Raw genomic sequence first — 12,713 nt, forward strand, 5'->3', positions numbered from 1 at the left:
CGCTTTCGCGAGCAGGCTCGCTCCCACAATGTTCCGTGTTGACCATTGATTTGGTGGCGCCACAACCACACGGGGGGAGCGAGCCTGCTCGCGAAGACGGCGGCACATTCAACCTCTTTGCCGGCTGATCCACCGCTTTCGCGAGCAGGCTCGCTCCCACAATGTTCCGTGTTGACCATTGATTTGGTTGCGCCACAAAACCCTGCGGGAGCGGGCTTGCCCGCGAAGGCGGCGGCACTCCAGCATCTTTGCCGACTGACCCAGCGCTTTCGCGAGCAGGCTCACTCCCACAATGTTCCGTGTTGACCAATGATTTGGTGGTGCCACAAATCCCCGGTGGGAGCGAGCCTGCTCGCGAAGACGGCGGTACATCCAGCATCTTTGCCGACTGACCCGCGCTTTCGCGAGCAGGCTCGCTCCCACAATGTTCCGTGTTGACCAATGATTTGGTGGTGCCACGACCCCCTGTGGGAGCGAGCCTGCTCGCGAAGACGGCGGTACATTCAACATCATCCTCGACTGACCCAGCGCTTTCGCGAGCAGGCTCGCTCCCACAGATTCACTCCTGGCCTCAGTAAGGGCTCGCCGTCGGGCGCACGATCAGTTCGCTGACGTCGACATCTGCCGGTTGTTCAACGGCGTAGGCAATCGCGCGGGCGATGGCTTCGGCGGGGATGGCGATCTTGCGGAAAGACTTCATCTCTTCGCGGCCGCCTTCGTCGGAAATGCTCTCGGCCAGTTCCGATTCGGTCACGCCCGGTGCAATGACGGTGACGCGGATATCGCCGCCGACTTCCTGGCGCAAGCCTTCGGAAATGGCCCGCACTGCGTATTTGGTTGCGCAGTACACCGCTGCGGTGGGGCTGACCGTGTAAGCGCCGATCGAGGCGATGTTGATGATCTGCCCGGCGCGCTGGCGCTGCATCAACGGCAGACTGGCGGCGATGCCGTGGAGTACGCCACGGATGTTGACGTCGATCATGCGGTTCCACTCATCGACCTTCAGCGCATCCAGCCGTGACAACGGCATGACCCCGGCGTTGTTGACCAGCACATCGACGCGGCCGTAATGCTCGACGGCGAAATCAACGAAGCGCTGCACATCCTGCTGATCGGTGACGTCCAGTGCGCGGAACTGCGCGTGGCCACCGGCGCCGTTGATCTCTTCGGCAATCACGGCCAGACGCTCGGTGCGCCGTGCGCCCAACACCACTTTGGCGCCACGTTCGGCGAGCAGGCGTGCGGTGGCTTCGCCGATGCCGCTGCTGGCGCCGGTAATCACGATCACTTTGTCTTGAATGTTCAGCATGATGTCGTCCTCTTCTGTGTGCCCGTGAGTGGGCTTGGAAGAAGATTAAGTGCGGCGGCTCATGGGCTATTAATCGATTCCTCCACGGGATTTGCCCAATTCTGCTGCATCGCTTTTCGACAGGTTTTCAGGCCCCGCGTGGCGCGTCCCGGTAGGCACTCGGAGTGACCCCGACTTCACGGCGGAACACCTGGGAAAAGTGGCTGGGGCTGGAATAGCCAACCTCCAGGCCGATGTCGATCACGCTGCCTGCGGTCTCCAGCAACAGATGACGCGCGCGGCTCATGCGCAGGCGGATGAAGTATTGCGAGGGCGATAAACCGGTAGCGCGCTTGAAGGTGCGGCTGAAGTGATAGTCGCTCAGCCCGGCGATGGCGGCCAGATGACTGAGGCTGAAATCTTCCGCGAGATGCGCATTCATGGCTTCGATCACCCGGCGCAGTTTGTAGGCGGGCAGGGCGTTATCGCGGCGCGGGTTGCTGTCGGGGTCGAGATAATGACGCAGCAAATGGATCGCCAACGCCTGGGCCAGGCTGTGAACCAGCAGTGCACTGGGCTGGCGCTGTTCGGTCAGTTCGACGCGCAGTTGCTCAAGGATGAAGCTGACCTGCTCGTCACGTGCACCGGACACATCGACAAACGTCACTGCACCGGACTGTTCGCCGAAGGCTTCGCGCGCCGCGTGTTCGATCAAGCCCAGGCCAAGATAAAGGTGCATGACTTCGAATACCTCACAGCCTTCGGTTTGCCAGCGCATTTCATAGGGTTCGCGGGTGTTGGTCAGGAAGAAGTCGCCCGCCGTGACCTGGCTCGCCTGCCATTCTCCGCCCAACGAACGTTCTTCGACCCGGGCAGTGCCGGCCAATACCAGCACCAGCAGCGGTTCGGCCACGCACGGCACGCGGATCGGCTCAAGCAGGGTTTGATGGCGGAACAACTGCACCACTGCATCCTTGATCTGCGGCCGCGGCGTGGTCGTTTCCGCAATACCGGGCAGATGCTCCGGCATGGCTTCGGCGGCGATGCGCGCGGGCTGGCTGATTGTCGGTGTAGCAGGGTTGGCAGAGGGCACAGGACGCTCCATCAAAGGCTTCGGCTGCGAATGATTTTGAAGGTTAGGGCGGGCGAACGAGAAACTCCAGCGCAAAACTCCGACAGTCCCGGCAATCGCCCGAAAGCCCGGCGGCGGACAGTGCGCGACAGTGAAGCCGTGTTTACGACCGCGCCATCAGGCGCAACACCGATTCGCTATCGAGGAGTTAAACCATGACTGATTTCAACCACACCCTGCCACAAGAAGTCGCCGGTAAAGTTGCACTGGTCACTGGCGCGGCCAGTGGCATCGGCAAGGCGATTGCGCTGATGCTGCACGCTCGCGGCGCCAAGGTGATTGCCGAAGACCTCAACCCGGCTGTCGAAGAACTGGCTCGTCCCGATCTGGTGCCGCTGGTGGCGGACATCACTGAGGACGGCGCCGCCGAACGTGCAGTAGGCCTTGCCGTCGAGCAGTTCGGGCGCCTGGATATTCTGGTCAACAACGCCGGGATCATTATCAACAAAGCCGTGATCGACATGAGCCGCGACGACTGGGAAAAGATCCAGGCAGTCAATGCCACGGCAGCCTTCCTGCACTGTCGCGAAGCGGTCAAGGCGATGATCCCGAACAAGTCCGGGGCGATCGTCAATATCGCTTCCTATGCGTCGTACTTTGCGTTTCCGACCATTTCCGCTTACACCGCCTCGAAAGGTGCGCTGGCACAATTGACTCGTACGCTGGCCCTCGAAGTCATCGAGCACGGCATTCGCGTCAATGCCATCGGCGTCGGCGATGTGGTGACCAATATCCTCAATGACGTGGTCGAAGACGGCCCGGGCTTCCTCGCACAGCACGGCGAAGCAGCGCCAATTGGTCGGGCGGCGCAGCCGGAAGAGATCGCCGAGATCGTGAACTTTCTGGCCTCCGACCGCGCCAGTTTCATGGTCGGCTCGGTGGTCATGGCCGATGGCGGCATGACGGTAACGGCAGGCTGATAGCGGTGCGGCAAGCCATGGGCGCGTGTGATAACGCGCCCATGGCTTTGCCACGATCACGAGCACGCAGAATCAGGCAAATCTGCAGCATCTTTGATCTAGTCGCCGCTGGATAAAACTGGCTAATCTTCCTCCGCAGTTGACCCACCTTCGTCTGCTTTCGAGGCCCTTTGCATGGATAACCACGACGCTTCCATCCTCCACGACACGGCGGTGTATCGCGCCGAACTGGTGCGCTTGCTGACCCAGCGCTTCGATGCGCCGGGCACCTACGAAACCGCGATTGCGCCGCTGCACGTGATCCGTCTCGATGGGCCGTCCGAGCTGATCCATGTCGTGCACCGCCCGGCGCTGTGCCTGATCGTGCAGGGGCGCAAGGAAGTCGGGCTGGGTGACGAACGCTTCCTCTACGACCCGCTGAATTATCTGGTGGTGTCAGTGACGTTGCCGGTGTCGGGACGGGTGATCGAAGCCTCGCCCGAGGCGCCGTATTTTTGCGTACGGCTGGATTTCGATCCGGCACAACTGACGCAACTGATTGCCGAGTCGCCGCTGACCGGCATGCCGCAGGAAACCGGACGCGGGATGTTTCTCGATAAGATCGACGTGACATTGCTCGACACCATGCTGCGTCTGGTGCGCCTGCTGGATAATCCGCGCGACATCGGCATGCTCGCGCCGATGGCGTTGCGCGAGCTGTATTACCGCCTGCTGCGCGGCCAGCACGGGCATCTGCTGTATGAAATCGCCGTCAACGATTCGCAGACCCACCGGGTCACGCGCGCTATCGACTGGCTGAACAAGAATTTCACCGAGCCACTGCGCATCGACGCGCTGGCGCAGGTGGCCAATCTGAGCAATTCGGCGCTGCATCACCGCTTCAAAGCCGTCACCGCCATGAGCCCGCTGCAATATCAAAAACAGCTGCGCCTGCAAGAGGCGCGGCGGCTGATCATCAATGAAGGGTTGGACGTCTCGAGCGCCTGTTACCGCGTCGGCTACGAAAGCGCTTCGCAGTTCAGCCGCGAATACAACCGCCAGTTCGGCTGCCCGCCGTCCAAGGAACTCAGCCGCCTGCGTCAGACCGGTTGATTACCTCGGGTGTCCCGCCCATTCATCACGAAACCCCAACAGAAAATCCACAAACGCCCGCACCCGTTGCGGCACATAGCGGCCGTGCGGGTAGAGCAGGGTGTAGGGGCGCGAGCGTCCGGCGTACGGCTGCAGCACTTCAATCAGGCGGCCATCGGCGAGTTCCTGCTCGACGATGAAACGGTAAGTCTGAAAGAGCCCGGCGCCATGCTTGGCCAGCGTCACACCGCCGAGCACATCGTCGGAACAGGAATAGCCACCGTCGGAAATCACTTCCAGGTCTCGGCCGTTTTCCTGAAACAGCCAGGAAATCCGCCGCCCGCTGCTGGGCAATTCGAACTGGATGCACTCATGCGCAATGAGATCGTCCAGCGTCTGCGGCGTACCGGCTCTATGTAGATATTCGGGGGCGGCGACCATCACCAGGGGGGCGTCTTCCAGCAGGCGCGCGATCAGGGTCGAGTCCGGTTGCGCGCGCACGCGTATCGCCAGGTCGTAGCCCTCTTCAACGAAGTCGATATTGCGATTTCCCAAGTGCACGTCGACCGTGACCTCGGGGTACAACGCGCGAAATTTCGGCAGCAGCGGCAGGATGCGGTGATGCCCGTACGTGGTTGGCAGACTGATGCGCAGTCGCCCCGACGGCGATGTCTGCGCGCCCATGACTTCCTGCTGCGCTTCGACCAGTTGCGTCAACGCCTGGCTGCATTGTTCGAAGAAGCTGCGGCCGGCGTCGGTGAGGCGGATGCTGCGCGTGGTGCGGGCGAACAGTCGCGAACCCAGGCGTTGCTCCAGACGCAGAATCGACCGGCTCACCGCAGCGGGCGTGACCCCGGCCAGTTGCGCAGCGGCGGTGAAGCTGCCGGCTTCGGCGGCCAGGCAGAACAGTTCGATACTGCCTAACTGCAAATCTTCAAAATGGCGTTTCATTGTGGCTCGCACCGAGGATCGACGGACGTTCATCCTCTGTGTACCACAACCAACGATGCCGCCGGTATCCACCGGCGGCATTGCAGGGGTTCGATCAATGGCCGGCGCTCTGGCCACCGTCGACATGCAGGATCTCGCCAGTGACGAAATTTGCCCCGTCGAGGTAGAGGATCGCTTGCACGATGTCGTCGATTTCGCCCATGTGGCCGACCGGGTGCAGGCTGCCCAGCGCCTGATGGGTTTCCTCAGCGTGCATCGGCGTTTTGATGATGCCCGGCGACACGGCGTTGACCCGAATCCCGCGCTTGGCGTACTCGATGGCCAGGGATTTGGTCGCGGCGTTGATGCCGCCCTTGGTCAGCGACGCCAATACCGAAGGCACGCCGTCGATTGCATGATCGACCAGGCTGGTGGTGACGCTGACGACGTGGCCGCTGCCGTGTTTTTCCATCTCGGCGATGGCCAGTTGCGAGATGTAGAAGAAGCCGCTCATGTTGGTCGCCACGACCTGGGCATAGTCCGCCTGGCTGTAAGCGGTGAACGGCTTGGCCAGAAAGATCCCGGCATTGTTGACCAGCGTATCGACGCGACCGAAGCGGGCAACAGCGGCGCGAATCACGCGCTCGGCGGTTTGCGGATCGGCAATGTCGCCAGCAACGGTCAGCACATCCGGGTCACTCGACTCTTTGATCGAGCGCGAGGTAGCGACCACTTGATGGCCAAGGGCGCGAAAGCCTTCGACCAGACCTGCACCAATGCCTTGCGAGGCGCCGGTGATGACAACTACTTTTTTCGATGTGCTCATGATGATTTCCTCTGTCGCTGGCCCGTCAGGATGGCGGGTGGCTGTTGGAGGAGACTTTAGGAAGTTGCGTGGAGTTGATAAATGGGGGCTGAGGTACATCATTTGTACTTCGGTGTATCTAATCAGAGCGGGCCTCGAATGATTGTCCGGTTTGGGTGGACGGTGAAACGCTTTTCAGCCGATTTATCCCTTTGCTGTGCGTCAGTAATCTGTACCCAACTTGAACGCAACAACAAAACTTCAAACTTGAAAAGGGACGCACACCATGACCACTCCAACCTACAACCGCCTGAACAAAGACGACGCTATCGTGCTGCTGGTTGACCACCAGACCGGTCTGATCTCGCTGGTGCAGGACTTCTCGCCGAACGAGTTCAAGAACAACGTGCTGGCGCTGGCGGATCTGGCCAAGTTCTTCGACCTGCCAACCATCCTCACCACCAGCTTCGAACAAGGCCCGAACGGCCCGCTGGTACCAGAGCTGAAAGAAATGTTCCCGGACGCGCCATACATCGCTCGTCCAGGCCAGATCAATGCCTGGGACAACGAGGACTTCGTCAAGGCGATCAAGGCCACCGGGCGCAAGCAGATCATCATTGCCGGTGTGGTAACGGATGTCTGTGTAGCTTTCCCGACCCTGTCGGCACTGGCGGAAGGTTTTGATGTGTTCGTGGTGACTGACGCGTCCGGCACCTTCAACACCACCGTGCAGCAAGCCGCGTGGAGCCGCATGACTCAGGCTGGCGCGCAGATGATGAACTGGTTCTCTGTAGCCTGTGAGCTGCACCGCGACTGGCGCAACGACATTGAAGGCCTGGGCAATCTGTTGTCGCAGCGCATTCCCAACTACCGCAACCTGATGAACAGCTACTCGGCGCTGACGCAGCAGAAGTAAGTTCACGACCCACGAAAAAGCCTGCTTTTAACAGCAGGCTTTTTGTTTTTCCGACGGCTGCGGCCAACTTGGTTGCTCTGTAGCTTGACCCACCGCTTTCGCGAGCAGGCTCGCTCCCACAGTTGACTGTGTTCGCTCAGGAGAAACGCAATTTCCTGTGGGAGCGAGCCTGCTCGCGAAGACGGCGGCACAGTCACCCGAGCAATTCGCTGATCCACTGCATCTCTTGCTTCAGCGCAAGAATTTTGTCCTCCGGCAACGCCTGTTGCGCTCGCGTAAACTGCCCCAACGTCTTCTGCCGCTGACTCAGCCTGCGTTGCCATTTGTGCAGAAATGCCGGGCAGCGCGCCTGCAGATGCAGCGGTCCGAAAAACAGTTCCCTGGCATCGTAAGTCACCGGATCAGAGCCGCGCTCGGCAACGATGATTTCATAGTCGAAGCGATTTTCGTGCAGCACTTCTTCGCAAACGATGCGGTAGCCGTTATCCATCAACCACTGGCGCAGCGCTTGCTCGCCGCCGTTGGGTTGCAGGATCAGCCGTTCGTGGCCATTGAGGTGAGCTTTGCCGTTCTGGAAAATATCGCGAATAGTTTCGCCGCCCATGCCGCACAGGGTGATGGCGCTGATGCCGTCGTCAGGCCTGATCGCCGCCAGACCATCGGCCAGACGCACGCTGATCTGCCCCTGCAGATCGTTGTCATTGACGGTGCGTTGCGCCGCGTGGAACGGCGTGCGCGCGACCTCGCCAGCCACCGCCGCTGTAATCAGGCCTCGGCGCATCAGGGCAACCGGCAAATAGGCGTGATCCGAGCCGATATCCGCCAGCCGCGCGCCGACCGGCACGTGGGCAGCGACGCGCTCCAGGCGCATGGACAATGTCTGTTGGTTCAATGGCGACCCCGTTCACCCAGCGGTGGAAAAAGGGGTGCGACTCTGGCGAGCAACGCTGACGCTGTCAATTGTGCAGGTGAAATCCCCGAACCATCGGCAGCATTGCGCTGCCGATGGGCGCTTGCGCTTAGCCGGCGAGCGTTGCGTTGTCGATGACGAAGCGGTATTTCACATCGCCCTTGAGCATGCGCTCATAGGACTCGTTGATCTGGTCGGCGCGGATCAACTCGATGTCGGAAACGATGCCGTGCTCGGCGCAGAAATCCAGCATTTCCTGAGTTTCGGGAATGCCGCCGATCATTGAACCGGCAATGGTGCGCCGCTTGGTGATCAGGTTGAACACGTTCGGCGACGGATGCGGCGATGCGGGCGCACCGACCAGGGTCAACGCGCCGTCGCGCTTGAGCAGGACGAGGAAGGCGTCGAGATCGTGCGGCGCTGCGACGGTATTGAGGATGAAGTCGAAACTCTTGGTGTGTGCCGCCATTTCTTCGGCATTGCGCGACACCACCACTTCGTCCGCGCCCAGTGCCTTGGCCGCTTCACGCTTGGATTCGGAGGTGGTGAACGCGACCACGTGGGCGCCCATGGCGTGGGCCAGTTTGATGCCCATGTGGCCGAGGCCACCAATGCCGACCACGCCGACTTTCTTGCCGGGGCCAGCGTTCCAGTGGCGCAGCGGCGAGTAGGTGGTAATGCCGGCGCAGAGCAGCGGCGCGACGGCGGCCAATTGCGCCTCGGGATGACGGATGCGCAACACATAGCGCTCGTGCACGACGATGTTTTGTGAGTAACCACCGAGGGTCCAGCCCGGAGCATCCGGGGTCGGGAAATTGTAGGTGCCGATCATGCCGTCGCAGTAATTTTCCAGGCCGGAGTCGCAGTCATCGCAGTGCTGGCAGCTGTCGACGATGCAACCGACACCGACCAGATCGCCGACTTTGTAGGCTTTGACGTGATCGCCGACCGCCGAGACGCGGCCGACGATTTCATGGCCGGGCACGCAGGGGAATTGCGTGCCAGCCCATTCGGCGCGCACCTGATGCAAGTCGGAATGGCAGATGCCGCAGAAGGCGATATCGATCTGCACGTCGTGCGCCGCCGGGGCACGGCGGTTGATCTGCATGGGCTCAAGGGGTTTGTCGCCAGCGTGGGCGCCATAGGCTTGTACGAGCATGTGAGCATCCTCCATGGGGTTGTCGGACGCCCATTGTTGCGCCCGGGTCGGAGCGCGAGGTAGTGCATTTCTGTGAAATGCTTGCCTGATTCTGCTGTTGATTGCGCAACCGAAAGGCAGCCGTATGGCTGCCGTTTCAGGCTCAACGCGGATTGGGCCGGTCGTCCATCTCGGCGTTATCGGTTTCCTGACGTACCCGCTCCGGATCCAGGCCGGTACTGTCATCGTCCAGCGGGATTTCGCCTTCATTGTCGGGCAGTTCGTCGATGCCGCGTTCCTTCATCGGATCGACCTCGGTACGCCCCGGACTCAGCGGGTCGGGCGTGGTTGGGAGCGGATCGTCACCTTGCTTGCCTTGATCGTTATTCATCTCACACCTCGTCATGGCCGTTTTCTACGGCTTGTGCAGGTTGGAGGTGCGGGTGATTTTCGCCGTTCGATTTTTTTGCCTGCCTTCGGTCGCCTCGCAAAAAAGCGGAATTTCTCCGACGCGCGCGGCTCCATAAACCAACAGCCAGAGGCGAGGACGCAATGATGAGCAGCTCATTCAAAGTCGGCGATGCGGTGCGCTGGAATTCCGAGGCCGGCGAGATTCACGGCAAAGTGGTCAAGGTGCACACCCGCGATACCGAATTCATGGGCCGCCACCGCCCGGCCTCGAAAGATGCGCCGCAGTACGAGGTCAAGAGCGACAAGACCGGCCACCTGGCCATGCATCACGGCGACGCGCTGAAGCACGTTTAGAAACGCGCCAGCCGGTAGGCGTCGGCATTCGGCAACTCGCCGGCCGCGCCTGAGACCATCTGCCCGATCATCTCCGCCGTCACCGCCGCCTGCGTCAGTCCCAGATGCTGATGACCGAAGGCAAGCAAGACCTTGCCGTCGCAAACCTGATCGATCACCGGCAGCGAATCCGGCAGCGACGGGCGAAAGCCCATCCACGGCGTCGCGCCATCAGCGTTCAGGTCATGGCGAAACAGGCCTTGGCTCAGGCGCTGCAACTGCCAGGCGCGTGCCATGTTCGCTGGCCGCTCCAGCCCGGCGAATTCGACTGTGCCGGCCAGGCGCAGGCCTTCGCGCATCGGCGTCATGATGAATTTGCGTTCCAGCGAGGTGACGGGGAAGGGCAGGCGATCATGCTCGTGCGGCAGCATCAGGTGATAGCCACGTTCGGTGTCCAACGGTACCTGCTTGCCGGTCAGAGCGGCGGTGAGTTTTGCCGAATGCGCACCGCAGGCCAGTAACGCTCGAGCGGCTGTTACGCCGCCATTGCCGGTGACTAACAGCACACCGTTTTCCTGCACGTAGCCGCCCTGAACCTGCTGCTTGAGAAAACTCACGCCGCTGCTGCGAGCCGCTTCGACCAGTGCGCAGACCACCCGATAGGGATCAAGGAAATGCCCGGTGCGCGGGAAAAACAGCCCGCCCTGAATTTGCTCGCTGAGCTGCGGCGCCGTTTCGCGGATCGCCCCCGCTTGCCAATAGTCCACCGGCACCTGCTGCTGATGCAGTCGTGCCTGCAAGGCTTCGATGGCCTGACGGGATTCAGGTTTTTCGAAGACTAGTAACGAGCCGTCAACCTTGAGCAGATCCGTGCGCTGGATATCGCTGAGCAAGCGCTGCCACGCGTCGAGACTGCTTTCATTAAGCGCGCGCAGGCCGGCGACGGTTTTCTGAAAAGGCTCAGGCCGCAGATTCAGCAATAACCGGGTGAACCACGGCAGGGCGCGCGGCAGGTATTTCCAGTCCAGACGCAGCGGCCCCATCGGGTCCATCAGCATGGCTGGCAAGCGCTTGAGGATCGAAACATCAGCGATCGGAAACACCTGCTCGGTGGCCAGATGTCCGGCGTTGCCGAACGAAGCGCCATGCCCCGGTTCCTGCTGATCGATGACCACCACCCGCAGGCCCTGACGCGCCAGGCGCAGTGCGCAAGCTACGCCAATGATTCCGGCGCCGACCACGGCGATGTCGTGCGAAGGATTATTCGCCATGGCGTGTCGCTTCCCGTTGGCCATCGAGCAAGCGCCGAAGGCTGAGCGGATTGGTCTGTTGCAGCGCCGTCGGCAGCAAGCTGTCGGGGAAATCCTGATAGCACACCGGCCGCAGGAAACGCAGGATCGCCGCAGTGCCCACCGAGGTGCTGCGCGCATCCGAGGTTGCCGGGTAAGGCCCGCCATGCACCATTGCATCGCAGACTTCCACGCCGGTCGGCCAGCCATTGACCAGCAAGCGCCCGGCCTTGCGCTCGACGGTTGGCAACAACGTGCGCGCCAGTGCAAGGTCGGCGTCATCCATGTGCAGGGTCGCGGTCAGTTGGCCTTCCAGATGTTCGCAGACCTGACGGATTTCTTCGTCACTGCTGCATTGCACGATCAGCGCTGTCGCGCCAAAAACCTCGGCTTGCAAGCTTTGATCGGCGAGAAAATCCGCTGCATCGGTGCTGAATACATGCGTCTGACACTGATTCGGGCCGCTGCCGACTTGGCCAACCGCTATCGCGCGTGCACGGGGGTTGTCTTGCAGAGCGGTCACGCCTGCTTGATAGGCGCCGAAGATGCCGGGCGTGAGCATGGTTTGCGCCGCGCTGCGCGGGATCAGTTCAGCCACCGCGCTGAGGAACCCGTCGAGCGCCGGGCCTTTGCGGGCAATCAGCAATCCCGGGTTGGTGCAGAACTGCCCGGCGCCCAATGTCAGCGACGCGACAAACCCTTCGGCCAGCGCCTGCGCGCGATTTTCCAGCGCGGCGGGAAACAGCAAAACCGGGTTGATCGAGCTCATTTCCGCATACACCGGGATCGGCTCGGGCCGCGCTTGCGCAGCTTTCATCAAGGCCAGACCGCCAGTGCGCGAGCCGGTGAAACCAGCGGCTTTGATGCGCCAGTCGCTGACCAATGCGATGCCGACTTCGTAGCCAGAATCGAACAACAAGGAAAACAAGCCCTCGGGCAGAGCGCAGGCTTTGACCGCTTGCGCGACTGCGCGGCCGACCAGTTCGCTGGTGCCCGGATGGGCGCTGTGCGCCTTGACGATTACCGGGCAACCGGCCGCCAGTGCTGCGGCGGTGTCGCCACCGGCCACGGAAAATGCCAGCGGAAAGTTGCTCGCGCCGAACACCGCGACCGGCCCCAAGGCAATCTGCCGCTGGCGCAGGTCGGAGCGCGGCAGTGGCTGGCGTTGCGGTTGCGCACTGTCGACGCGCACATCCAGCCATTCACCCGCGCGCACCGTACGGGCGAACAGGCGTAATTGCTGGCAAGTGCGGCCACGTTCGCCCTGGAGGCGTGCACGCGGCAGACCGGTTTCGGCGTGGGCGCGTTCGATCAGTTCATCGCCAAGGTTTTCGATGTGCTCGGCAATGCTTTCGAGAAATGCCGCACGGCTGCTCAGGCTGGTTTCGCGGTACGCATCTTGCGCCGCCCAGGCCAGGGCGCAGGCCTGTTCCACTTGTTCAATCGACGCGCCGGCGTACTGCGGTTCAAGTGCCTGGTTGGTCGCCGGATCGATCGCGCGAAAGGCTGGACGATGGCCCGTCACGGATTGTTGGCCGATCAGCATGTTGCCCGTCAGAGTCATGGTGTC

At 61.7% G+C, this 12,713-nt stretch carries 13 protein-coding genes; 4 read left to right on the plus strand and 9 right to left on the minus strand.

Annotation, left to right across the window (positions count from 1 at the left end; all coding sequences use genetic code 11):
• Window positions 1–571 precede the first annotated feature (571 nt).
• Both KVG87_RS07755 and KVG87_RS07760 read right to left on the minus strand, forming a co-directional pair.
• Window positions 572–1,309 (minus strand): SDR family oxidoreductase, encoded by a 738-nt coding sequence (locus tag KVG87_RS07755; protein ID WP_217850032.1) that lies wholly within the window; start codon window positions 1,307–1,309, stop codon window positions 572–574.
• A 127-nt stretch (window positions 1,310–1,436) separates the two neighbouring features.
• Entirely contained in the window at window positions 1,437–2,318 is an 882-nt protein-coding gene (locus tag KVG87_RS07760; protein ID WP_217850454.1) for a helix-turn-helix domain-containing protein, read from the minus strand.
• Between the two features lie 257 nt (window positions 2,319–2,575).
• Between KVG87_RS07760 and KVG87_RS07765 the strand changes: the two genes are divergently transcribed.
• Together KVG87_RS07765 and KVG87_RS07770 are read left to right on the plus strand one after the other, a co-directional pair.
• The gene (locus tag KVG87_RS07765; RefSeq protein ID WP_217850034.1) at window positions 2,576–3,340 is read left to right on the plus strand and encodes an SDR family NAD(P)-dependent oxidoreductase; all 765 of its coding nucleotides are present in this window, start codon (window positions 2,576–2,578) and stop codon (window positions 3,338–3,340) included.
• 174 nt (window positions 3,341–3,514) lie between these two features.
• Window positions 3,515–4,432: an AraC family transcriptional regulator gene (locus KVG87_RS07770; protein ID WP_217850036.1), complete on the plus strand. Its 918-nt coding sequence runs from the start codon at window positions 3,515–3,517 to the stop codon at window positions 4,430–4,432.
• Here the strand turns inward: KVG87_RS07770 and KVG87_RS07775 are convergent, their stop codons facing one another.
• On the minus strand, window positions 4,433–5,362 hold the full coding sequence (locus KVG87_RS07775; protein WP_217850039.1) for a LysR family transcriptional regulator: 930 nt from the start codon (window positions 5,360–5,362) through the stop codon (window positions 4,433–4,435). It abuts the gene before it with no gap.
• A 94-nt stretch (window positions 5,363–5,456) separates the two neighbouring features.
• On the minus strand, window positions 5,457–6,167 hold the full coding sequence (locus KVG87_RS07780; protein WP_016774234.1) for an SDR family NAD(P)-dependent oxidoreductase: 711 nt from the start codon (window positions 6,165–6,167) through the stop codon (window positions 5,457–5,459).
• Between the two features lie 265 nt (window positions 6,168–6,432).
• Here KVG87_RS07780 and ycaC point away from each other — a divergent pair, with 265 nt between their 5' ends.
• Complete coding sequence (gene ycaC, locus KVG87_RS07785) at window positions 6,433–7,062, plus strand: isochorismate family cysteine hydrolase YcaC (RefSeq protein ID WP_016774235.1); 630 nt, start codon at window positions 6,433–6,435, stop codon at window positions 7,060–7,062.
• Between the two features lie 193 nt (window positions 7,063–7,255).
• Here the strand turns inward: ycaC and KVG87_RS07790 are convergent, their stop codons facing one another.
• The 3 genes from KVG87_RS07790 to KVG87_RS07800 form a co-directional block, all read right to left on the minus strand.
• On the minus strand, window positions 7,256–7,954 hold the full coding sequence (locus KVG87_RS07790; protein ID WP_257221805.1) for a tRNA (adenine(22)-N(1))-methyltransferase: 699 nt from the start codon (window positions 7,952–7,954) through the stop codon (window positions 7,256–7,258).
• Window positions 7,955–8,081: 127 nt separating this feature from the next.
• A complete protein-coding gene (locus KVG87_RS07795; RefSeq protein WP_122708254.1) occupies window positions 8,082–9,131 on the minus strand; it encodes an NAD(P)-dependent alcohol dehydrogenase in 1,050 nt (349 codons plus the stop codon).
• Between the two features lie 142 nt (window positions 9,132–9,273).
• The gene (locus tag KVG87_RS07800) at window positions 9,274–9,501 is read right to left on the minus strand and encodes a hypothetical protein (protein WP_076563379.1); all 228 of its coding nucleotides are present in this window, start codon (window positions 9,499–9,501) and stop codon (window positions 9,274–9,276) included.
• 164 nt (window positions 9,502–9,665) lie between these two features.
• On the opposite strand from KVG87_RS07800, the gene KVG87_RS07805 reads away from it, so the two are divergent.
• A complete protein-coding gene (locus KVG87_RS07805; RefSeq protein ID WP_076563378.1) occupies window positions 9,666–9,875 on the plus strand; it encodes a hypervirulence associated TUDOR domain-containing protein in 210 nt (69 codons plus the stop codon).
• Here KVG87_RS07805 and KVG87_RS07810 read toward each other — a convergent pair.
• Together KVG87_RS07810 and KVG87_RS07815 are read right to left on the minus strand one after the other, a co-directional pair.
• A complete protein-coding gene (locus tag KVG87_RS07810; protein WP_217850041.1) occupies window positions 9,872–11,125 on the minus strand; it encodes an NAD(P)/FAD-dependent oxidoreductase in 1,254 nt (417 codons plus the stop codon). The two genes, KVG87_RS07805 and KVG87_RS07810, sit on opposite strands and share 4 nt — an antisense overlap.
• A complete protein-coding gene (locus KVG87_RS07815) occupies window positions 11,115–12,707 on the minus strand; it encodes an aldehyde dehydrogenase (NADP(+)) (protein ID WP_217850044.1) in 1,593 nt (530 codons plus the stop codon). Before KVG87_RS07815 ends, KVG87_RS07810 begins: the two co-directional genes overlap by 11 nt.
• Window positions 12,708–12,713 lie beyond the last annotated feature (6 nt).

It is taken from the genome of Pseudomonas siliginis (assembly GCF_019145195.1).
In the GTDB taxonomy this organism is placed as follows: Bacteria; Pseudomonadota; Gammaproteobacteria; order Pseudomonadales; family Pseudomonadaceae; genus Aquipseudomonas; species Aquipseudomonas siliginis.